Here is a 19620-nt window from a genome sequence, read left to right as displayed (position 1 = left end):
TTTTAGTTTCCGGATGTTTGTGTGCCGTCAACCAGCCATTGACACCAATCCTGCAATCCCTCTCCGGTTTTGGCGGAAACCTCAAAAAATAAGAGATTTGCATTGATTTTTTCCGCGTTTTTCCGGAATTGATGCTTGTCAAAGTCAACGTACGGCAGCAGATCGGTTTTATTCAGAATGCAGAGATCCGCAGCCCGAAACATATGCGGATATTTCACAGGTTTGTCGTCGCCTTCGGTGGTGGACACCATGACAATTTTATGCTGTTCGCCCAGATCATAGCTGGCGGGGCAGACGAGGTTGCCGACGTTTTCGATAAACAGCAGCTGAACACCCGTAAGATCAATCCGGGATACGGCATCGCGCACCAGTTGTGCATCCAGATGGCAGGCGCCGTGGGTGACGATTTGCGCCACCGGTACATGGTAGCGGGCAATGCGTTTGGCATCGTTATCGGTTTGCACATCCCCTTCCACGACAGCCATGCGAACCTGACCCTGCAGCGCCTGCAGGGTTTGCTCCAGCAAGGTGGTTTTTCCGGAACCGGGAGAACTTACCAGGTTTAATACAACGGTTCTCTGATCCGAGAACTGCTTTTTCAGGACAGCCGCGATCTCGTCATTTTTTTCCAACACTTTGCGTTCCACTGTTATGATGGACATGGTTCCACCTCCACTTCTTTGACGTAAAATTCATGACCTGACGTTAGTTGAATACTGCTGGATTGACAAAAAGGGCAGGTAAATTCGAATTCGTCGATGCCAAATGATGCATCGCATTGACTGCAGTTTGCGGTAACGGGAATAATCGTGAGATCAAGACTTGAATACTGCAGAGGCGTGTCGGTGATGAGCGAATCATAGGCGTGCAGCAGCAACTCCGGCACCACCGCGATCATTTCACCAATGACCACCCGAACACGTTTGATTTCCACATCCGGATGACGGCGTCCGGTTTCGGTTACAATGTCAATAATGTTTCCGGCAATAGCGGTTTCGTGCATACAGACACTCGTCATTAACGCTCGTAAAAATATGTCAGCAGCAAGTCGGTCCGGAATATGCGGTTCGGTTGCGGTTCTGGAGGAATGTAGGGGGCTTGCATTATTTATTTATATACATCAATCCCTTGTTGCACACGCCATACACCTTTCCGGAAAGTTCCATATCGATATAGGGCGAATTATGTGACAGGGATTTGATATCCTGTTTCCTGAGCACGGTTTTGGCTTTTGGATTAAAAATACTCAGATTGGCCGGTTCTCCGGTTTTGATCTGTGGGACCGGTAGATTTAGCAGTTTACGCGGTGTGACGCACATTTTTTCTAGGGCCTGTTCCAGGGACAGGGCGCCGGATTCTACGACGGTTTTAAGGATGACGCTCAGCATACTCTGTAATCCGATAATACCAAAGGGTGCGGCTTCAAACTCGACCTGCTTTTCTTCCAGCGAGTGCGGCGCATGATCGGACGCGAATACGTCGACGGTGCCGTCGGCAATGCCCTGCATCAGGGCGTCCATGTCTTTTGGGGTGCGCAGGGGCGGATTCATTTTTAAATTGGGATCAAATCCGGTCAAGTCCTGGTCCGTGAACAACAGATGATGCGGCGCCACCTCGCAGGTGACCGGCAATCCTTCCTGTTTGGCGCGTCTGACCAGTTCAACACCCTCGGCTGTGGACAGGTGCGCCACGTGCAGCGCACTGCCGGTCAGCCGTACCAGCTCAATGTCCCGGGCAATGATCACGGATTCTGCGGCGTTGGGTATGCCTGTGATGCCCAGGCGCGTGGACATGACACCTTCGTTCATATGTCCCTGATTGGCCAGCTTGTGATCTTCACAATGATCAATGATCGGTGCGTTGTACATACTGGCGTATTCCAAGGCGTAGCGCATCACCAGGCTGTTGGATGATGTGCTGCCGTCATCGGAAAAGGCCACGGCGCCGGCCTGATACAGATCGGCGATTTCCGCCATTTCTATTCCTTTGCGGCCCTTGGTGATCGCACCGACCGGATAAACGTCCACCAGCTCTTTTTCCGCCTTTTGTTTGAGAAAACGCACCACCTGCTGATTGTCGCAGGGCGGATCGGTGTTGGGCATGGGCAGCACGGCTGTAAAACCGCCGGCCATGGCTGCGGCGCAGCCGGTTTCCACGGTTTCCTCGTCCTCGCGTCCAGGCTCGCGCAGATGTACGTGCATATCAACGAGTCCGGGAGAGATAACCTGACCGCTGCAATCCACGCTTTCTCCTGAGAACGAGGAATCAATTTTGCCGATCTCTTGAATGATTCCGTTCTTGATAATGATATCGGCCGATTGCCGGGTGTGGGCCACCGGGTCTACGAGCTCGGCGTTTTTCAGACAGATATGTTTCAATGCTTGTAAATTCATGTCACGTCCTGTTTATTCAACTTTACCTTCCGGATTGGCCAGCAGATACAACACAGCCATACGCACGGCGACTCCGTTGGTCACCTGATACAGAATGATTGAGGCGTCCGAATCCGCAACATCGCTGTCGAGTTCCACACCGCGATTGATGGGCCCGGGGTGCATAATGGTGATTTCTTTTTCTGTTGTTCGATACGGCGGCGCGTCACGCCGAATTTGGGCGTGATACTCGCGAATACTGGGAAACAGGCCGCTTTTCTGGCGTTCCAGCTGAATGCGGAGAACATTGACCGCATCCGCCCATTCCAGGGCTTGATCAATTTGATAGGAGACCGATACGCCCAGATCATGGATATGCGGCGGGATCAGGGTTTTGGGACCGCAGAGCATAACCTCGGCGCCCATGGTTAAAAGTCCGTGAATGTTGGACCCGGCGACACGACTGTGCAGAATATCGCCCACGATGGCCACTTTGAGCCCTTTTAATGAACCGAATTTCTGCCGCAGACTGAGCATATCCAACAGCGCCTGGGTAGGATGTTCGTGCTTGCCGTCACCGGCATTGATCACAGCTGCATCCGAGCACTGGGTGAGGAACAGGGGCACGCCGGCGGCCGAATGACGCACCACGATCATATCGATTTTCATGGCTTCAATATTGCGGATGGTGTCGCGCAGGACTTCGCCTTTGGATACCGAACTGGTGGCTTTGGAAAAGTTGATCGTATCTGCGGTTAAACGTTTTTCCGCCAGTTCAAACGAGATGCGTGTGCGTGTCGAGGGTTCGTAAAACAGGTTCAATACGGTGGTGCCGCGCAGCGTGGGGACTTTGGGAATGGGGCGCTCCAGAACCTCTTTGAATGTTTCCGCGGTATCCAGAATCGTCCCGATATCCTGAGCGGAAACATCTTCCAGACCGAGTAAATGTGAAATGGATACAGGCATTTACATATTCTCCGAAACTTGAATTAAATGAACACAGTTCTGACCGTCGATTTCCTCCAGATTGACCTTGATCTCTTCACCCACCTGGGTGGTGACCACTTTGCCGATAAAATCAGGCTGGATCGGGAGTTCACGATGGCCGCGGTCAATCAGAACGGCCAGCTGTATATTGGAGGGCCGGCCGTAATCCATCAGAGCGTCCAGGGCGGCGCGTGCGGTGCGGCCGGTATACAAAACATCATCCACTAAAACAACCGGAATATCATCAATTTGGAACGAAAGATCGGTGAGCTGAATGTTGGGCTGCTTGAATCGTTTTTTGAAATCATCCCGGTACAATGTAATGTCGAGAATGCCCAGCGGCACTTTTTTCTGCTCAATCTCTTCTATTTTTTTCACCAGCCGTTCAGCCAGTGTGGCGCCCCGGGTTCGGATGCCGACCAGAGCCAGCTTTTCCGCGCCTGAATTATATTCAACAATCTGATGCGCCAATCGTGTTACCGTCCGGTTTAAATCTTCCGAAGAGATTACCGTTGCTTTTATTTTTGTGTCCATAATTCCGCCGATATCTTTCCCCGCAATTTAGTTTGTTATTATATTAAGAATAATGACGGATAGAAGCAAGTTAATTCTCCAACATGGGCTTGACTTTTTTCAATATTATGCATAGACTAGGGTGGAAATGAGACAGAGCAACCAGAGAGGATAGCGCATGATTCCATATGGAAAAATGTTTCAAAGAGGCGAGGTGCTGTTGGTCTATATGAACAATGAGCCGACGTTCTTCGCCCGGGTTGAATCAATAACACCTGACAGAAAAAAAGATTGGTGGCAGCTGAATCTGCTGATTCTGGCGCAACCGCTGAAAACCATGACCTGGACACTGGATTCCGACCAGATGCGCGGACAGACGTTTACGATCAAGGGGGTGCCGGTGGAAATACGACGGGTGCGCGCGCCTGAATCCGATGAACCTGAAACACCCGAACCGGACACAAAAGACGGCAATGTGGTGTCCATGTTCGATTTTGATTAAAAAGATTGCATCTAGCCCTTAAATTTATTAAGTTTAATTTGTGATCGTACAGTCGTTCTTTCCAAACCAGTTTCCTATAAACCGTTATAACACTATTTTTGAAAGGTAAAATTCTATGAGCTCAAAAGTTGAATCATTCCAGGATCTGGTGGTTTGGCAAAAGAGTCACAAACTCGCACAATTTGTTTTTAAATCCAAATTTTCCGGCAAGGAAGGCAAGGCCCTTGCTGATCTCCTGACTGTAAGAATCGTAGATATTCCCAGCAATCTGGCAATCGGATTTAAAAAACGCGGGAAAAAAGCCAAGATCCATTACTACCGGGAAGCGTTAACCGCTCTCCAGGATGTTTCCTATCTGTTTCTCCTGGCCAAAGACCTGGAATGTCTGAAAAATGCCGACGAGATGTACGAAGATCTCGAAACCATTGAGAGAATGATTAAGCGATTGATTCGTTCGAACGCTCAAAATTAAAGGTCGGTTATGGATATTCCCGCTATACAGCAAGCCCTGAACACTCAAAATATTGACGGCTGGTTGTTTTATGATTTTCATGACCGAGATGCGATTGCAGCGCGCGTTCTGAACATGGATACCAGCCGGTCGGCGACACGACGATGGTTTTATTTTATTCCCGCCCACGGTACACCGCAAAAACTGGTGCACCGCATCGAATCCTGGCGCTGCGACCACCTGCCGGGCGACAAACAGGTGTACCTGGCCTGGCAGAGCCTGGAAGAACAATTGAAAAACATGCTCGGTAATGCCAAAACGGTCGCTATGCAGTATTCACCCAACAACGCCATTCCGTACGTCTCCATCGTGGATGCCGGTACCATCGATTTGGTACGCAGTTTCGGATTCAACGTGGTGTCCAGCGCCGACCTGGTCGGGCAGTTCGAAGCCCACCTGACAATGCAAGACTGGGAGCGCCACAAACAAGCCGGCCGCATCATTCAGGACATTAAAAATGCGGCGTTTAAAGAGATCGCAATCCGCTTGGTCAAGAATAATCCCCCCACGGAACATGAGATACAGGTGTTCATTCAGGAGAAAATGCGCGAGAACCACATGGTATGGCCGGACGGCCCTATTGTGGCGGTCAATGATCATGCCGGTGATCCGCATTACGAGCCCACTCCGGACAACAGCGCTACCATGAAACAGGGCGATCTTGTGCTCATTGATCTGTGGGCCAAGCAGGATGTCCCCGGCGGTATCTATTATGATATCACCTGGATGGGATTTATCGATACCGAGGTCCCCGACTCTTACGATTCTCTGTTCAGTATTATCGCTTCTGCCCGTGACGCGGCGGTCAAACTCGTTGAACAGCGGTTTGCAGAAAAGAAACCCGTACACGGCTGGCAAGTGGATGAGGTGTGCCGCAATGTCATCAAAGACGCCGGTTATGGCGACTATTTCACGCATCGTACCGGACACAATATCGGAGAAGAGGTGCACGGCAACGGGGTGCATATTGATAATCTGGAAACCCGTGACGAACGTAAAATCTTGCCGGGAACCTGTTTTTCTATTGAGCCCGGCATTTATATGCCGGAAAAAAACATGGGCTTTCGAACCGAGATTGATGTATTTGTCACTGAAGACGGCAAGATCGATATTACCGGTGATGTTCAGCAGCGTATCCTGCCGATTCTCAGTCTGTGATACCGGAACAGGCGTCTGATATCGATTTCGTGAGTCACGCCGGATCATGCTGTTGCAAGGTTTTCTGTCTCTATGTCTAAATGATGATGATGTGTGGTTAGGGCTGCGATTCTCGGAAAACAGGGCTGCTGTTACAGTGTGCTTTCTCCAGCGGGGGTGAAAAATGATTTGATGGCACGACGAACCGGTTTGCAGATTGGTTCGCCGGTGCGGGTGGAGCGCACCTGTATCCCCAAATAACGGATGTCCATTGCCCGGTGAGCCTTGAGGTATTCTTCTACCATTGAGATTGAAAAGGCATGTGTGCTGATACGGATTTGATCGAGCTCACTGCGATCAATCCAGCGGATATCCCCGGGTGCGCCGCCCCAGTCCGTGCTGTCGATGAAAATCAGCATAGACGGCTGAGCGTTCAGGATGGGCTGTAATACATTTTCCGGATTAGCGCCGGCCCGGATGAACACCGCAGAACGAAATTCCGGTTGCTGGTTCAGCATGTGCAGAAACAGCAATCCCGCGGCGTCATCACCCCGGGCGTCGTTGCCAAGACCAACAAAGACCAGGGGTTGGGCGGGGAAGAGGGTTTTACAGAATGTTTTAAAATTCATCCGCAACCACGGTTTTATGCCGGCATCGCGGGCATACCTGCTTGAACTGGTCTTCCCGGCGTATCCGGGCTTTGGCATCTGCTCTTGGCAGGTCGGCGAATGCTTTTTGAGTTTCCAGCAACAGATTCGGATGGGCATAGGCTTTGGCGCCCAACCGGTCTTTGAGCCATAGCAAATGATCGCGCGCCGCGATGACCTCTCCGCATAGTTCACAAAGCAGCAGTTCCTTGTCCACATGTTCGAACATGTCCTCTGCCTCGAGGTCTGTGCCCGAGAGCGAGTATTGCGTTGACAATTGAATACCCTGTTCCGTCATGCATTTTTCCTCGCATTGACCGCAATGAATGCAAGAGGCATAGTTAACCGTCAATCTTCTGGTTTTATGTTCCACGTCATCCGTCATGGTGATTGCTGCCGGAGGACAGACCTGGGCGCAGGCGCCGCATCCCACGCAATAGTCCTCATGGTATTTGGGAAAGCCCCGGAACTGTTCAGCCGGTTCAAACGCTTCTTTGGGAAACCGGGTAGTATACGGAGCGGAAAACAGGGAAGAAAGCGCTTCTTTCACTTCGCGCAATTTTGGCAGAAACATTCGTTGTTCCTTTATTTTTTCAGTTCATGATCTTTTGCGTAATAATCAATTTCTGTTTCCCGGGTCAGCGGGATACCGCTTCGATGTGCGGCCCGGGATATGGCATGCGCTGCCACCGGAGCTGTCAGAAATATGAACGCAATGCCCAACAGGGCTTTGAATCCGAACGGGGTAAATCCTTTTATGATAAAAGCGCCAAACAGGACGCCGGCCGAGCCAAAGGTGACGCATTTGGTTGCTGCCTGAAGTCGATTATAAACATCCGGAAGCCTCAGCAGACCCAAAACACCGAAAAAGTCGAATGCGATACCCATACCTATAAAGATCAGTCCAATGGTCTCATTAATCATCAAGCGACCTCCCTTCCAGAATTTTAGCAAACGCCAGTGAGGCGATAAAACTCAACAGTGCCCAGATGAGCCCGATATCGACAAAAAAATCATTGTCATAATACAGTCCGATCAGCGCCAGCATACCGACAATCAGTACACCGAGAATATCCACGGCAACGATCCGGTCCGCCGGAGACGGCCCGAAAATCACACGCAGCAGCACAAACAGCGAACTGAATAAAATAATATTGATTAGTTTGAATAATAGTTCACCTTGATATATAAAAAAGTTGATATAGAAAAACAGAGCAATCAACAGCAATCCGGAAAGCCATCGCAAAAATTTCATTCAAACACCTCCGTGAGCAGGGGTTCAAACCGGTTACCGATCAACTCGGTGCATTCATTAACCTCTTTGCTTTTAATATCAATCCAGTGAACATAAATCGACTTTTTTTCGTCCACATCAATCGTTAGAGTGCCCGGTGTCAGCGTAATCGAATTGGTCAGTACGGTGATCGCCGCTTCCTTGGTGAGTCGGGTTTTTATTTTCACAATACCGGGTTTGATCGGCAGGCGGGGATGCACCACAATATAGGCAACATGCAGGTTGGCTTTGACCATTTCCCGGAGAAATTTGAGAAAATAGATCAACGCGTACAGCGACCGATGCAGCACATGCTTTTGTTTGCTCGTTGTGATCAGCCAGTGGCCGGCTGTCAGACTGACCAGAAGCGCAACGATAGATCCCGCGATGAGTTCCTGAACGTTTTTAATATCCGTCAAAGCCAGCCAGACCAGCAGCGACAGAATAAAAACAAAAATTCTGCTTTTAAATTTGATACTCATAACGACCTCCCCAGAACCAGTTGAATGTATTGCAGTTTTCCGGAAATCACATTCACCACCGGTTCCAATGTGAATTCCTTGATGCCCGGCAGAAGCAGGCATCCGCCGATAATACAAATCAGAGCCAGAGCCAGCATGGCGGTATTCATGGCCAATCCGGTTGTTTCTCCTGTCGACTCGACCTCGACGCTACGGCGCCGGCTGTATTGCTGAAATTTCAGAACCGCTGCCAGCGTCAGGACACTGCCGATAATGGCCAGAGCGGACAGCCAGAATTTTCCCGCCGCGACAGCTGCCATGATGATGATCAGTTTACTGAAAAAACCATTGAACGGCGGGATACCGGAAATCGCCAGCGATGCAATCATGGAAGTGCCGGATGTGACGGGAAGGCGTTCGGTTAATCTGCCCATGCTTTTGAGATTGCGGGTGCCCATGGACAGTTCAATGCTGCCGGCATTGTAAAACAGCAGCGACTTGAAAACAGCATGATTGAACAGGTGAAACACAGCGCCCAGTATGGCAAGCGGGGTGCCCAGTCCGAGTCCCAGCAGAATGTAGCCAATTTGACTGATGCTGCTGTAAGCCAGCAGCCGTTTCAGATCCCACTGCAGTATGGAAACCAGTCCCGCGGCAACGATGGATATGATACCCAGTACCGTCAAAACAGACAATAAAACCGGCGGCGCATTGAATACATTGAAAAACAGCCGGATTATCACATAGATTCCAAGGACTTTGATCAACACGCCGGACAGCATGGAGGATATGGGCGCCGGCGCCGAGGAATGCGCATCCGGCAGCCAGGCGTGAAACGGCACCATAGCGGCTTTGAGGCCGAAACCGGCGAGGAAAAAAGCAGCCAGCCACACTATCAGCTGTGCCGGCTGTTCCGGAAGAACCTGGGCAACTTTCGCCAGAGTCAGCGTCGAAGTGGCGCTGTAGGTGACGCCGATACCGATCAGAATCAGCATGGATGAAACAGACCCCATAATCGCGTATTTAAAAGCCGCTTCAAATTCCCGGGCTCTGGACCCATAAGCCACCAGAGCGAATGCGGCCAGCAGGGCAATTTCCATAAACACATAGAGATTAAAAAGATCTCCGGTAATGATGACGCCATTCATCCCGCTGAGCATCAGCATGAACAGGGCGTAATATTTCCAGTTTGCAGATAAATGCCGGATGTATTGAATCGAATACAAAAGCGCGGTCACGGCCACGCCGCTGACAATGATGAGCATAAAGGCAGACAGGGCATCCAGGACCATGACAATGCCAATCGGCGCCGGCCAGCCGCCCACCTCATAGATCACTGTTTCGCCGCTGACTCGTGAAAAACCGATAACCGCCAGCACGGTCAAGGCGCCTGTGGCACTCAGGGATAACACCACGCCCCAGATGTCTTTTTTTCCGGCGATCAGCGTGATCAAAAATGCCGTGAACAACGGAATGATAACAAATAGCGGCAGGTTCATCCTCGCAGTCTCCTGATTTTTGTAATATCAAAGGTTTTGTATTTTTGAAACAATCGCACGGCCAGCGCCACCAGCAGCGCTGTGATCCCCAGTTCTATGACAATGGAGGTCAACACCAGCGCCTGGGGCAGAGGATCGACCATCGCCTGCCGGTCAGCGTTCTCGACCAGAATGGGATACACGGCGCCATGGCGATAGGCGACCAGGATCAGAAAGAGATTGGCCGCGTAACCCAAAATTCCGATCGACAGGATGATTTTAATCAGATCCCGTTTGGTAATCACGCCATACAATCCCACCAGAAACAGTACAAAACATAAAATATATAGCGTCATGTCGTATCTCCTTTTGACAGTTTTATACTTGTCAGCACCCATACGACAAGAAAAAGCGATAATGCAACCTTGAATCCGATGATAATATTGAGAACGGGGAGGGTGCCCGCGCTCAGCAGATGAAAAAGCTGTCCTTTGCTGATAAAATTCGCCAGGAATGCGCCGCTGACCAGTAAACCAACAATTCCTGTAATGAGAAACAAAAGCGCGCTCAGGGATTCTCCGTGTTCGAGAACGGAAATATTCAGCCATCGGGTTGTAAACTCGCGGCCGTACGCCAGCATGACATTGAGCAATGCCAGCGCAATGATGACCCCGCCGCCGAATCCGCCGCCCGGGGTCAAGTGCCCATGTAGAATAATGTATGCGCCGTAGAGAATAATCATCCATACGGTAATACGCGTTACTGTTTTGACGATCAGAGTCATACCATTATTCTTCATCTGTGCCTCCTTCTGATTTTATCGCGGTCCGCAGTACGGTGAATACACCCAATATGGCTGTAAACAGAACGGTGATTTCACCCAGGGTGTCGTAAGCACGGTAATCGAGAATGACCGAAGCCACCAAATTCGCCGCACCGGTTTCCCGGGCGCCGTGATCCAGATAATGCTGCGCTGTGTGCATGAGCGGTTCACCGAAGGGCGGCAGCAGCCGCAGTACGGGCACGCTGAGCAACAGGATAGCGGAAAGGGCAATAATACTCGATAGCGTGAGAGCGATCGAAGCTTTGGCCGGTTCAAACGCGTGATAGTCTTTGCCGATAAACGCCCGAACCAGAATGATCAGAGCAAAGATTTCGAACAAAAACTGAACAATCGCCAGATCAGGAGCCTGCAGGAACAGGAACGACATCGACACTCCCAATCCAACAACCCCGATGGCGATAATCGATGATAGAATGTCCCGCAGTTCAAGAGCAACGATAGAACCCAGGATCATAAATCCGATGGTAAACGTGAGCCAAGTTTCGACCGGCATCACAACCTCCGTTGTTGAAATCATTTATTATTTTTACTCTGCGGCTCTCAGATCACGACCAGAAAAATGAGAACACCGACAACAATGAAAAACACATACAAGGGCAGCAGTCCGGTGTGCAGACTCTGCAGCAGTTTGCCAAGTCCGGTTGAACCGGCGGCGCTGATGTGGTACACATCGAACAGCTTTTTATCAGCCGCTTTGTAACACTGATTTAACGGCCACATGGCGCGGATTTCGTTGTAAAATGCGGTTCCGGTGACCCTAAATTTTCCACAGGCGACATGCCGCCGAGATATATATTGTCAATCCGTATTTTTTTCAAAAGGACGAATACGATTATACCCAGCAGGAAAACGATGCCAAACAATAGTGTAAGAAGAACCGGCTGATACAACCCTAAAAACTCAGGCAGGGCCATGCCGTTTGCTGAAAGGACGGGATAAATGAATAATTTCAGAGGGACACCGACTGCAAACAGCCCAAAGCCGATGCAGAGTATGGACAATACGCCGGCGGCCAGCCACTGATTGAACGGCGCTTCTTTCACGTGTTCAAGTTTATCCGGCCGTTTCCCAGATAGATGGCATGAATGAATTTAAGAAAACTCGCCAGGGTGAGCGCGCTTCCGAATACGGCCAGCACCAGACAGACCATCAGCCAGATTTGATATCCGGCCGGGGCCGCCGCGGCCATGTCCAGCATGCCCTGATAAATCATCCATTTGGAGAAAAAACCATTAAAGGGCGGAATCCCGGATATGGACAGCGCTCCGATCAATGCCATCAGGAATGTAATCGGCATATTGCGAGCCAATCCGCCGAGGTCATCCAGGTCGTTGCTGCCGGTTCGTTTCTCAACCGATCCGAGGGTCAGAAATAAACCGGACTTGTAGATGGTATTGTTCACCAGATGGAACAAACCGCCGGCAAAGGCGATGGGATTTCCGCTGCTGACACCGATGATCATATAGCCCACCTGACTGACAGCATGGTATCCGAGCAGCCGCCTTGCGTTATGCTGAACCAGAGCCATCATGACCGCGGTAATGACCGTGATGGCGCCCAGTGATATAAGAATCAGGTTCAGGATCATGTCGACGCTGAACAACGTGGTGAGCAGACGCGCCAGCAGGTAGATGCCCAGGAGCTTGTCCAGAGAGGCCGGCAGCAGAGCTGCGCTTTCCACGGGCGCGTCGCGCGCATAATCCGGTAGCCAGGTGTGCAGCGGGAAACCGCCGGCTTTGGCCAGCGCCGCAATGAGCACCAGAATAAAGGCCAGCCACGCTGTACCGCCGTAGACCGGTATATGATATTGACTGAGAGACCATTGCGCTTCCGGTTTGATCAGAGCCATGACTGCCAATCCCATGATCAGCACGGCATCCGAGCTGCCGATGATGAGCATGGTCTTTTTCGCGGACTGCAGCGCCTGGTCCGAACGGCCCAAAAGCGCAAATAAAAACAAACTCATCCCGGACAGTCCCCAAAAGACCAAAAAGCTGATACCATGGTCGCTCAGCACGACACCGTTGCAGGCGGCCACAGAAAGGGAGAATAAAGCGAAAAAAGGTTTTTGGATCTCGGGTTTGACGCCGTAAAGGGCATAAACAAGGATCACAAACGCCAGCAGTTGAATAAACGCAAGCGCAAACAGGGTCATTGAGTCCATAGCGAACACGGGGGTTCCAAAAAGGGTCCAGAGTCCAAAACCGGGCCGGATTAATCCGCTGAAATAGATATAACCCGTCAAGGCAAGCAGTGTAAGCGCACCCGCGAATGATAACAGCTTTCGCAAGATCACCGGCAACAGCAAATTCACCACTGCAATCACCGCCGGGACAATAATAAATACGATGGATAGGTGGCTAATCAACATGGAGTTCCCTCCTGATTTGTTGCGTTTTTTCACGTGACAGGGCCAGGATGTCAAGCGTGCAGGGATCATGATTGACATCCATCAGCTTGAATGAACGTTCCGTACAACAATAACAGGGGTCCACGGAAGCAAGCGTGATCAGGGCGTCCGCGACCGGTATGCCTTTACATGAAGCGGTGAATGTCGGGATATTGACATAGCTGGGCGCCCGCACTTTGTGGCGCACCGGTCGATTGCTGCCGTCCGTTTTGACAAAATGAAACACCTCACCGCGCGGCGCTTCATAGCGCCCCAGACCTTCGCCCGCAGATATTTCCTTGACGTTGTTGAGCACCGGACCCTTGACGGTTTTCAGTTTTTCCAGACACTGTCGGCAGATTTTTGTCGATTCCAGGGTCTCCAGCACCCTGACAACGAGTTTGTCATAGACGTCGCCGTTCGGCAACACAATTTCATCAAAATCAACCCATGGATAGGCATCCATCGGTTCGTCTTTGCGGACATCCGTGTGCACATCCGAAGCGCGGGCGGTGGGGCCCACGGCACAATAGTCAATGGCGTCTTGTTTTGATAAAACCCCCACTCTTTTTAAACGCGAGCGCAACACCGGATCATCTTTGGCCACTTTGGCGATCATGGCCATTTTCTTGTCGATCATGTCCAGGTGCTTGTTCAATTCCGGAATAACAGCGGGATCCACATCCTGCGCCACGCCGCCGATGCGCATCATGCCGTAATGATTGCGGTTTCCGGAAATGATCTCAAACATCTGCAGTACCGGCTCGCGGTATTTCCAGGCCCACATCCACACCGTGTCATATCCGATAAAATGGCCGGCCAGTCCCAGCCACAACAGGTGACTGTGTATACGCTCCAATTCACCCACCAGGGTGCGGATATAAGCGGCGCGTTCCGGGATTTCGATATTGTCAACATCCTCGAACGCATGCACACAGGCAATCGGATGCGAAGTGGAGCAAATCCCGCAGATCCGTTCAACCAGATAGATGGACTGGGTAAAGGTTTTCTGTTCCGAGATAAACTCGTGACCCCGGTGCATCCAGCCAATGTCCATATCGATGTCCACGACGGTTTCGCCGTCTATCACCAGATTAAAATATTCCGCTTCTTCAAGCAGCGGATGATAGGGGCCGATGGGGATGTTGTTTCCGGTCATGATATCCTCCTCGCGCGCAAGGGTTGAACACGTACCTGCGAATTGTCCTTGGTGAGCAGCGGCTCTTTGCGCGGGTGTCCTTTGAAATCAATGCCGTACATTTCCGCCATTTCGCGTTCAATCCATTCCGCGCCTTTGACAATGCGGGTAATGGACGACATTTGCGGTTTATCTTTGTTTGTCATCAGGATGCGCGGACAGTAATAGGTGCCGGTGGCATCGTGGGAAAAATGATAAAGAACTTCAATCGCGTCATAGCGTTCGGTTGCCGTGGCTGTGGACAGCCGGCATCCCATGGTTTTGAACAAGTAGATCACCACCTTGTGCAGATCTTCGTCCTTGACAACAAAATAATATCTCAATCTTTTTTCCACCAGATCGGATATGACTGTGTTCATATCCTGAAAAAAACCGGTTGTTTCAGCCATTCAGCACCTCCACGAGTTTGATAATGCCCTCAATCATATTTTCCGGTTTGGGAGGACATCCCGGTATGAACAGATCAAACGGGATTGTGTCCTTGGGACTGGGCGAAATGTTGTAACTGTCCTTGAAACAGCATCCCGTGGCCGGACAGGATCCAATTCCGACCGCAAAGCAGGGCCGGGGCGCCTGTTCGTAAATCACCTTGACTCGCGGCGCCACTTTGTGATTCAATATTCCGGTGACCAGCAGCACATCGGCATGCCGGATGGAACCGACAAGCTTGATCCCAAAGCGTTCAACATCATATTTCGGGGTCAACAAATCGAGAATTTCAATATCACAATTGTTACAGGGCGAAGCGCTGATATGAAATACCCAGATTGATTTTGCCAATCTTTTGTTATACCATCCCATAATCTATACTCCCAAAATTGCCAGAATAACCGCCACAAAGCCCAACGGGGTTAAATATTTCCAGAAAAAATTCAAACCGGTGTCGGTGCGAACGCGTGGATTGGTGTTTTTGATAATGATCATGATCACCACAATGGCCAGATATTTTAAAACTGACCACAGAATACCCGGCCCGCTGAGATCAAATCCGCCCCACAGAATAAGGATGAGAAAAAACGGAAACACCACCCACATGAAAAGGCGGCTCAGTTTCCAGAAAGCCAGAGGCGGTCCGCTGTATTCCATAAACGGTCCCTCTACGATCTCGGTCTCGGCTTCCGGTATATCAAATGGAGTCAGAGTCATTTTTGCCTGGATGCACAGGATGCCGATTATAAAAGCAAGGATTCCCGAGAGGGAATTGAGAAAAACACCGGTCTCTGCCTGCGCGCTTAACAATGCACCGAGTTCCAGTTCATAACCGGATTTGATGACTGGAACCAGCAGCACAAGGATAAATGCCAGTTCGTCTGCCAGTAAAAGCTTGATTTCGCGTCCCGCCCCTATGCTGGAATAGACATTGCCGGTGGAGGACCCGCCGAGAACGACCATCACTGAATAGATCATGAACAAATACATGAGCACAATGACATCACCGCCGAAGCTTTGATTGAAGAACAAAGCCGCGCCGATGATGGCGGACAGCAGCACCAGCGTGCCAAACGCCACAAACGGTGCGGACAGAAACATGCCGGCGACGCTCTCTTTGGTAACAAGCGTTTCCTTGCCCAAAAGCTTGAAAAAATCGTTAAAGTTCTGCAGTAAAGGCGGTCCTACCCGAAACTGAAAGCGCGCCGATACTTTACGGTCCAGCCATCCGATCAGCAGTCCCAGAATACCGGTGAACAGCAGTCCCGGAAAGATCAGAATGTAGAATACATACGTCAGAGTCATTGTCTCTCCTCCTTTTGCAGCCAGCTGGGGCTTTTGACAGTTAGAAAATCACCCACAAAAAAGATGTGTTCCGCGGGATTTTCCGCTGTCTCTTTCATTTGAAATGCCTGATTCGGCGCTGTTTTGACACACCGGGGTTCATAATCCGGGTTGCTGCGCAGCTGCTGCAGGCAATAGTCGCAGGACATGGTGATATAGTTGATCACGTCGGGGAAAATGGTGCCGAACGGACACGCCAGCGTGCAGCTCTTGCAGCCCACGCAACGCATATTGTAGCGTTTGACGGTGCCGCTTTCCAGCCGCTCCAGTGCGTCTTTGGGGCAGGCGGCGACGCAAAACGCATCTTTGCACTGGCGACAATAGGATGCGAATTCTGCCACTTCAAGCAGACTAAAACTGCCGTTGTTTTTGCGGTGGTACAGATATTCGCATTCAATCTTATCGGCTTTGCCGTTGCCGTCCAGGAGAGCAGGGATATCGATAAAAAGACGTTTCATTCCCAAATATCCTCCTCGTTTTTGATCTGCTCATAGGTGAACACCGGACCATCTTTGCAGGCATAGTATTTTCCCATCACGCAGTGACGGCATTGTCCGAATCCACAGTACATTTTTTTTTCCATGGAAAGATAGAGGCGGTCCTCACGGAATCCGTATTCCAAAAGATCACGGGCGCCGAATTTCATCATCACAGGTGGTCCGCAGACAACGGCCGGATTATCGGCCGGATCAATGTCCAGTTTGTTCAGCAGCACGGTGACCACTCCCACATCTTCATGCCATTCCTGACCCGCGGGCACCTCATCTACGGCGCGAACAAACGTCACTTTGGGATACTGCTTCCACTCGTCCACGGCCTGTTTGTAGATGCAGTCTTTGGGCGATTTGGCGCCGGCAAAAAATGTGATGCTGTTGTAGCGGTCAATTTCATGAACCAGCGTTAAAAACAGCGACCGCAGAGGCGCCAGACCACAACCGCCGCCGAGAATCAGGATGTTTTTGCCTTCAAAGGTGTCCAGCGGATAATGTGAACCAAAGGGTCCGCGCAGTCCCACCCGGTCACCTGTTTTTGCCTGATGAATGGTGTTGGTTACAAATCCGGTTTTCATAATGGTCACGTCCATGCGTTCGGTTTCGAAATGTGATGACGACGGTGTAAACGGTCCTTCACCGACGCCCGGGATCGAAAGCTCAATAAATTGTCCGGTTTTAAAGACAATCGGTTCATCAGGACGCAATTTAAGGGTTCGGATCAACGGTGATTCCTGGACAATATCATAAATCTCTGCAGGAATAACCCGATAAGGATTTTCAATGTCTTGGGGAGAGGTGGTTTTTAATAAAACAGGCATGGTGCGTTCCTTTATGTTTATTGAACCGCTATTGCCATATTTTGCAGGTTGTGTACCACCTGGCGAAAGTCGATTTCTCCCGCACAGGCCTGAGTACAGCGGCCGCATCCGGTGCAGCCGATTTTTTCAAAATTGTGGACCATATAGTCAAATTTGCACAGATAACGGTTGCGGAATCGCTCCGTCATGGAGGGCCGCGGCGTGGCGCCGCCGGCCACGCGGGCGTAACCGTTGTACTGGCATGAATCAAATGAACGTTGTTTGATAAACTGATCTGCCTTGCTTTCATCATTCAAAATCAGGCAATAACAGGTGGGACAAATATGCGTGCACGCACCGCAGCCGATACAGGTCATGGATTCATCTTGCCAGGGGGCCGGGTCTATGGTTCGGAGCTTTTCATAATGGCTGGAACGCGAATACGGCTTGTTCTGCCCGGTGAGGCGCTCGATGATGCGTTTGCGCTGCTTTTCAACCTGCATTCGCTGAGATTCGGACGCTTTGCGTGTCTTTATCTCGCTTTTGATCCGGTCTAAGAGCTTGTCCCCGCGGTCGGATCCCACGGTAATTAAAAAATCATTTTTGATTTGAGACAGATTGAGATCATAGCCGTTTTCCGCAAAGGGCTGACCGTTCACCAGATTGCAATGACAACTGCTGCTGATGTCATCACAGTCTGAGGTGATGATCAGAGTAGAGTCGCGCCATTGCTTGTAGGCCGGATCTGTGAACTGGTCGTATAATAATGCCGCATCCAGCAATTCCAGCGCTTTTAAATCGCACGCCTTGACACCGGCCAGAATGCGGTTTTTTGTTTGCTCTGCAGGAAAGACTTGTTCGCGCGGCAGATAAAGCAGGAATTTGGCCGGGTCTACCGTCCGGTATGAATTAAAAAGCGGGGTGTTGGATTCGGTCAGTGGCCTAAAAAAGGTGTGGGTATCGTCAGCGTATTCAGAACGGACGGGCACAACAACCTGGGAAATTTGATCCCCCTGTTGGGCGGTTTTGCGCAAAAATTCGATAAAATCTTGAATGTTGATCAGCATAATGGTCTCCGGTTTGATAAACTCGTTGGTTTAATGTCCGGAAGAGATAATCAGATGCTGTGGGAAGGGAGGGTCAGATTCGTTTGCCGGCGGTATAGACAAGTCGGAGGAGCTCGTGTTCAATGTTCACATTGTGGATGAGAGTCGTGTCGGTGTTTTTGGCTTTGAGTGATGTAAAGTTCAAAATACCGTTTATCTGCTCGGCTTTCAACACATCAATGATGTGCCGTGCGGCTGATTCCGGTACCGTGACAATTGCAAATTTAATTTTATGCTTTTCAATATGCTCGGATAACTGATCCACCGGGAAAATGGGAATCGGTTTATCGGGATTTAGTTTTTCGGGATCGATATCAAATCCCGCTGTGATGTTGATTCCTTCCCGGTTAAATGCTTTATGGTGATAAAGCAAGGCTGAACCCAGCCTTCCGATACCGATGAGTATAACACGTTGGGTTTTGTCCTTTCCAAGGATTGTATCAATCCGCTGCAGAATCGATTCAATGTCATACCCGCCTTTTGGGCTGCCCGTAATTTTAAAAAAAGCAAAATCCTTACGAACCAGCGAGGAAGAGATGTTCAGTGCATCACCAATATTATCCGAAAAAACCTTGACCAGGCCGATGGCCTGAAACTGAACAAGTACATTTTTATACAGCAACAGCCGGGATATTCTGTCTTGATTATTCAATATAATATCACAATCGACACAAAAACAAATACTATAATAGAATAATATGTTACAATTATAACTAATGATACAGAATGTTTGGATCATTGTCAATACTTTTTTTTGTTTTTTTGTCCGCAGGGGCTTGTTTTTTTTCCAACGCCCATTTCATACAGTTGTCCCACAATTTCAAAAGCGGGGAGGTCTGTTAAAAGCACGAGGATTCCCTTTTCTTTAGCTTTGCGGGCCGCATTCTCTTCAAGATACAAACCGTTGGGCAGGATGACGCCGGCGAGGCTTTTGAAAAATGTGACAGCCAGTACATTCTCGTGAGTCTGATTGGTCACCCACAGCATGCCTTTGTTTGCCTGAACCATGACGTCACTCAAAATGTCGGAAATGCAGCCACCGGTGATTTCACAGTCCAGGTTGTTTTCGCCGCTGAACACCTCGAGGCCCAGTTTTTCTACGATGTCTTTAACTAACATAAATCAATCCTCCAGCAGG

General features: G+C 50.1%; 29 protein-coding genes. 3 read left to right on the top strand and 26 right to left on the bottom strand.

Annotated elements, in window-relative coordinates; all coding sequences use genetic code 11:
* Nucleotides 1–2: 2 nt before the first annotated feature.
* The 5 genes from hypB to pyrR all read right to left on the bottom strand — a co-directional run bounded on the left by hypB (nucleotide 3) and on the right by pyrR (nucleotide 3893).
* Nucleotides 3–662, bottom strand: coding sequence for a hydrogenase nickel incorporation protein HypB (gene hypB, locus U5R06_22200; protein ID MDZ7725457.1), 660 nt, complete (start codon nucleotides 660–662; stop codon nucleotides 3–5).
* Nucleotides 650–1018, bottom strand: coding sequence for a hydrogenase maturation nickel metallochaperone HypA (locus U5R06_22195; protein MDZ7725456.1), 369 nt, complete (start codon nucleotides 1016–1018; stop codon nucleotides 650–652). Before U5R06_22195 ends, hypB begins: the two co-directional genes overlap by 13 nt.
* Before the next feature lie 85 nt (nucleotides 1019–1103).
* Complete coding sequence (locus U5R06_22190) at nucleotides 1104–2393, bottom strand: dihydroorotase (GenBank protein ID MDZ7725455.1); 1290 nt, start codon at nucleotides 2391–2393, stop codon at nucleotides 1104–1106.
* Between the two features lie 12 nt (nucleotides 2394–2405).
* Nucleotides 2406–3338, bottom strand: a complete 933-nt coding sequence (locus tag U5R06_22185; protein MDZ7725454.1) for an aspartate carbamoyltransferase catalytic subunit — start codon at nucleotides 3336–3338, stop codon at nucleotides 2406–2408.
* A complete protein-coding gene (gene pyrR / locus U5R06_22180; protein ID MDZ7725453.1) occupies nucleotides 3339–3893 on the bottom strand; it encodes a bifunctional pyr operon transcriptional regulator/uracil phosphoribosyltransferase PyrR in 555 nt (184 codons plus the stop codon).
* Between the two features lie 157 nt (nucleotides 3894–4050).
* On the opposite strand from pyrR, the gene U5R06_22175 reads away from it, so the two are divergent.
* The 3 genes from U5R06_22175 (at nucleotide 4051) to U5R06_22165 (ending at nucleotide 6043) form a co-directional block, all read left to right on the top strand.
* Complete coding sequence (locus tag U5R06_22175) at nucleotides 4051–4374, top strand: hypothetical protein (protein ID MDZ7725452.1); 324 nt, start codon at nucleotides 4051–4053, stop codon at nucleotides 4372–4374.
* 115 nt (nucleotides 4375–4489) lie between these two features.
* Nucleotides 4490–4846 (top strand): four helix bundle protein, encoded by a 357-nt coding sequence (locus U5R06_22170; protein MDZ7725451.1) that lies wholly within the window; start codon nucleotides 4490–4492, stop codon nucleotides 4844–4846.
* Between the two features lie 9 nt (nucleotides 4847–4855).
* Complete coding sequence (locus tag U5R06_22165; GenBank protein MDZ7725450.1) at nucleotides 4856–6043, top strand: M24 family metallopeptidase; 1188 nt, start codon at nucleotides 4856–4858, stop codon at nucleotides 6041–6043.
* 131 nt (nucleotides 6044–6174) lie between these two features.
* Here the strand turns inward: U5R06_22165 and U5R06_22160 are convergent, their stop codons facing one another.
* The 21 genes from U5R06_22160 to U5R06_22060 all read right to left on the bottom strand — a co-directional run bounded on the left by U5R06_22160 (nucleotide 6175) and on the right by U5R06_22060 (nucleotide 19601).
* On the bottom strand, nucleotides 6175–6651 hold the full coding sequence (locus U5R06_22160) for a hydrogenase maturation protease (GenBank protein ID MDZ7725449.1): 477 nt from the start codon (nucleotides 6649–6651) through the stop codon (nucleotides 6175–6177).
* On the bottom strand, nucleotides 6641–7243 hold the full coding sequence (locus U5R06_22155) for a 4Fe-4S dicluster domain-containing protein (protein MDZ7725448.1): 603 nt from the start codon (nucleotides 7241–7243) through the stop codon (nucleotides 6641–6643). The genes U5R06_22160 and U5R06_22155 overlap by 11 nt, the downstream gene beginning before the upstream one ends.
* Before the next feature lie 11 nt (nucleotides 7244–7254).
* Nucleotides 7255–7593, bottom strand: a complete 339-nt coding sequence (gene mnhG, locus U5R06_22150; GenBank protein ID MDZ7725447.1) for a monovalent cation/H(+) antiporter subunit G — start codon at nucleotides 7591–7593, stop codon at nucleotides 7255–7257.
* Nucleotides 7586–7924 carry a monovalent cation/H+ antiporter complex subunit F gene (locus tag U5R06_22145; GenBank protein MDZ7725446.1) on the bottom strand — a complete coding sequence of 113 codons (339 nt, stop codon included), beginning with the start codon at nucleotides 7922–7924 and terminating at the stop codon, nucleotides 7586–7588. Before U5R06_22145 ends, mnhG begins: the two co-directional genes overlap by 8 nt.
* Entirely contained in the window at nucleotides 7921–8424 is a 504-nt protein-coding gene (locus U5R06_22140) for a Na+/H+ antiporter subunit E (GenBank protein MDZ7725445.1), read from the bottom strand. The genes U5R06_22145 and U5R06_22140 overlap by 4 nt, the downstream gene beginning before the upstream one ends.
* Entirely contained in the window at nucleotides 8421–9902 is a 1482-nt protein-coding gene (locus U5R06_22135) for a proton-conducting transporter membrane subunit (GenBank protein MDZ7725444.1), read from the bottom strand. Before U5R06_22135 ends, U5R06_22140 begins: the two co-directional genes overlap by 4 nt.
* A complete protein-coding gene (locus U5R06_22130) occupies nucleotides 9899–10237 on the bottom strand; it encodes a sodium:proton antiporter (GenBank protein ID MDZ7725443.1) in 339 nt (112 codons plus the stop codon). The genes U5R06_22135 and U5R06_22130 overlap by 4 nt, the downstream gene beginning before the upstream one ends.
* A complete protein-coding gene (locus U5R06_22125) occupies nucleotides 10234–10680 on the bottom strand; it encodes an MnhB domain-containing protein (GenBank protein MDZ7725442.1) in 447 nt (148 codons plus the stop codon). Before U5R06_22125 ends, U5R06_22130 begins: the two co-directional genes overlap by 4 nt.
* Nucleotides 10670–11218 carry a hydrogen gas-evolving membrane-bound hydrogenase subunit E gene (mbhE, locus tag U5R06_22120; GenBank protein ID MDZ7725441.1) on the bottom strand — a complete coding sequence of 183 codons (549 nt, stop codon included), beginning with the start codon at nucleotides 11216–11218 and terminating at the stop codon, nucleotides 10670–10672. Before mbhE ends, U5R06_22125 begins: the two co-directional genes overlap by 11 nt.
* 47 nt (nucleotides 11219–11265) lie before the next feature.
* The gene (locus U5R06_22115) at nucleotides 11266–11445 is read right to left on the bottom strand and encodes a hypothetical protein (GenBank protein ID MDZ7725440.1); all 180 of its coding nucleotides are present in this window, start codon (nucleotides 11443–11445) and stop codon (nucleotides 11266–11268) included.
* Nucleotides 11433–11768 carry a hypothetical protein gene (locus tag U5R06_22110; protein ID MDZ7725439.1) on the bottom strand — a complete coding sequence of 112 codons (336 nt, stop codon included), beginning with the start codon at nucleotides 11766–11768 and terminating at the stop codon, nucleotides 11433–11435. The genes U5R06_22115 and U5R06_22110 overlap by 13 nt, the downstream gene beginning before the upstream one ends.
* Entirely contained in the window at nucleotides 11765–13096 is a 1332-nt protein-coding gene (locus U5R06_22105) for a proton-conducting transporter membrane subunit (GenBank protein ID MDZ7725438.1), read from the bottom strand. The genes U5R06_22110 and U5R06_22105 overlap by 4 nt, the downstream gene beginning before the upstream one ends.
* Entirely contained in the window at nucleotides 13086–14273 is a 1188-nt protein-coding gene (locus tag U5R06_22100) for a nickel-dependent hydrogenase large subunit (GenBank protein ID MDZ7725437.1), read from the bottom strand. The genes U5R06_22105 and U5R06_22100 overlap by 11 nt, the downstream gene beginning before the upstream one ends.
* A complete protein-coding gene (locus U5R06_22095; protein MDZ7725436.1) occupies nucleotides 14270–14701 on the bottom strand; it encodes an NADH-quinone oxidoreductase subunit C in 432 nt (143 codons plus the stop codon). Before U5R06_22095 ends, U5R06_22100 begins: the two co-directional genes overlap by 4 nt.
* Nucleotides 14694–15113, bottom strand: a complete 420-nt coding sequence (gene nuoB, locus U5R06_22090; GenBank protein MDZ7725435.1) for an NADH-quinone oxidoreductase subunit NuoB — start codon at nucleotides 15111–15113, stop codon at nucleotides 14694–14696. The genes U5R06_22095 and nuoB overlap by 8 nt, the downstream gene beginning before the upstream one ends.
* Nucleotides 15114–15116: 3 nt before the next feature.
* Nucleotides 15117–16046: a complex I subunit 1 family protein gene (locus tag U5R06_22085; protein ID MDZ7725434.1), complete on the bottom strand. Its 930-nt coding sequence runs from the start codon at nucleotides 16044–16046 to the stop codon at nucleotides 15117–15119.
* Nucleotides 16043–16543 carry a 4Fe-4S dicluster domain-containing protein gene (locus tag U5R06_22080; GenBank protein ID MDZ7725433.1) on the bottom strand — a complete coding sequence of 167 codons (501 nt, stop codon included), beginning with the start codon at nucleotides 16541–16543 and terminating at the stop codon, nucleotides 16043–16045. The genes U5R06_22085 and U5R06_22080 overlap by 4 nt, the downstream gene beginning before the upstream one ends.
* Nucleotides 16540–17397 (bottom strand): FAD/NAD(P)-binding protein, encoded by an 858-nt coding sequence (locus U5R06_22075; protein MDZ7725432.1) that lies wholly within the window; start codon nucleotides 17395–17397, stop codon nucleotides 16540–16542. Before U5R06_22075 ends, U5R06_22080 begins: the two co-directional genes overlap by 4 nt.
* Nucleotides 17398–17414: 17 nt before the next feature.
* The gene (locus U5R06_22070; GenBank protein MDZ7725431.1) at nucleotides 17415–18443 is read right to left on the bottom strand and encodes a 4Fe-4S dicluster domain-containing protein; all 1029 of its coding nucleotides are present in this window, start codon (nucleotides 18441–18443) and stop codon (nucleotides 17415–17417) included.
* 73 nt (nucleotides 18444–18516) lie between these two features.
* The gene (locus U5R06_22065; GenBank protein MDZ7725430.1) at nucleotides 18517–19134 is read right to left on the bottom strand and encodes a redox-sensing transcriptional repressor Rex; all 618 of its coding nucleotides are present in this window, start codon (nucleotides 19132–19134) and stop codon (nucleotides 18517–18519) included.
* Between the two features lie 89 nt (nucleotides 19135–19223).
* The gene (locus tag U5R06_22060; GenBank protein ID MDZ7725429.1) at nucleotides 19224–19601 is read right to left on the bottom strand and encodes a serine kinase; all 378 of its coding nucleotides are present in this window, start codon (nucleotides 19599–19601) and stop codon (nucleotides 19224–19226) included.
* Nucleotides 19602–19620 lie beyond the last annotated feature (19 nt).

This window comes from candidate division KSB1 bacterium, from assembly GCA_034521575.1.
In the GTDB taxonomy this organism is placed as follows: Bacteria; Zhuqueibacterota; Zhuqueibacteria; order Residuimicrobiales; family Krinioviventaceae; genus JAXHMJ01.
This window is presented reverse-complemented; position numbering and strand designations above follow the sequence as displayed.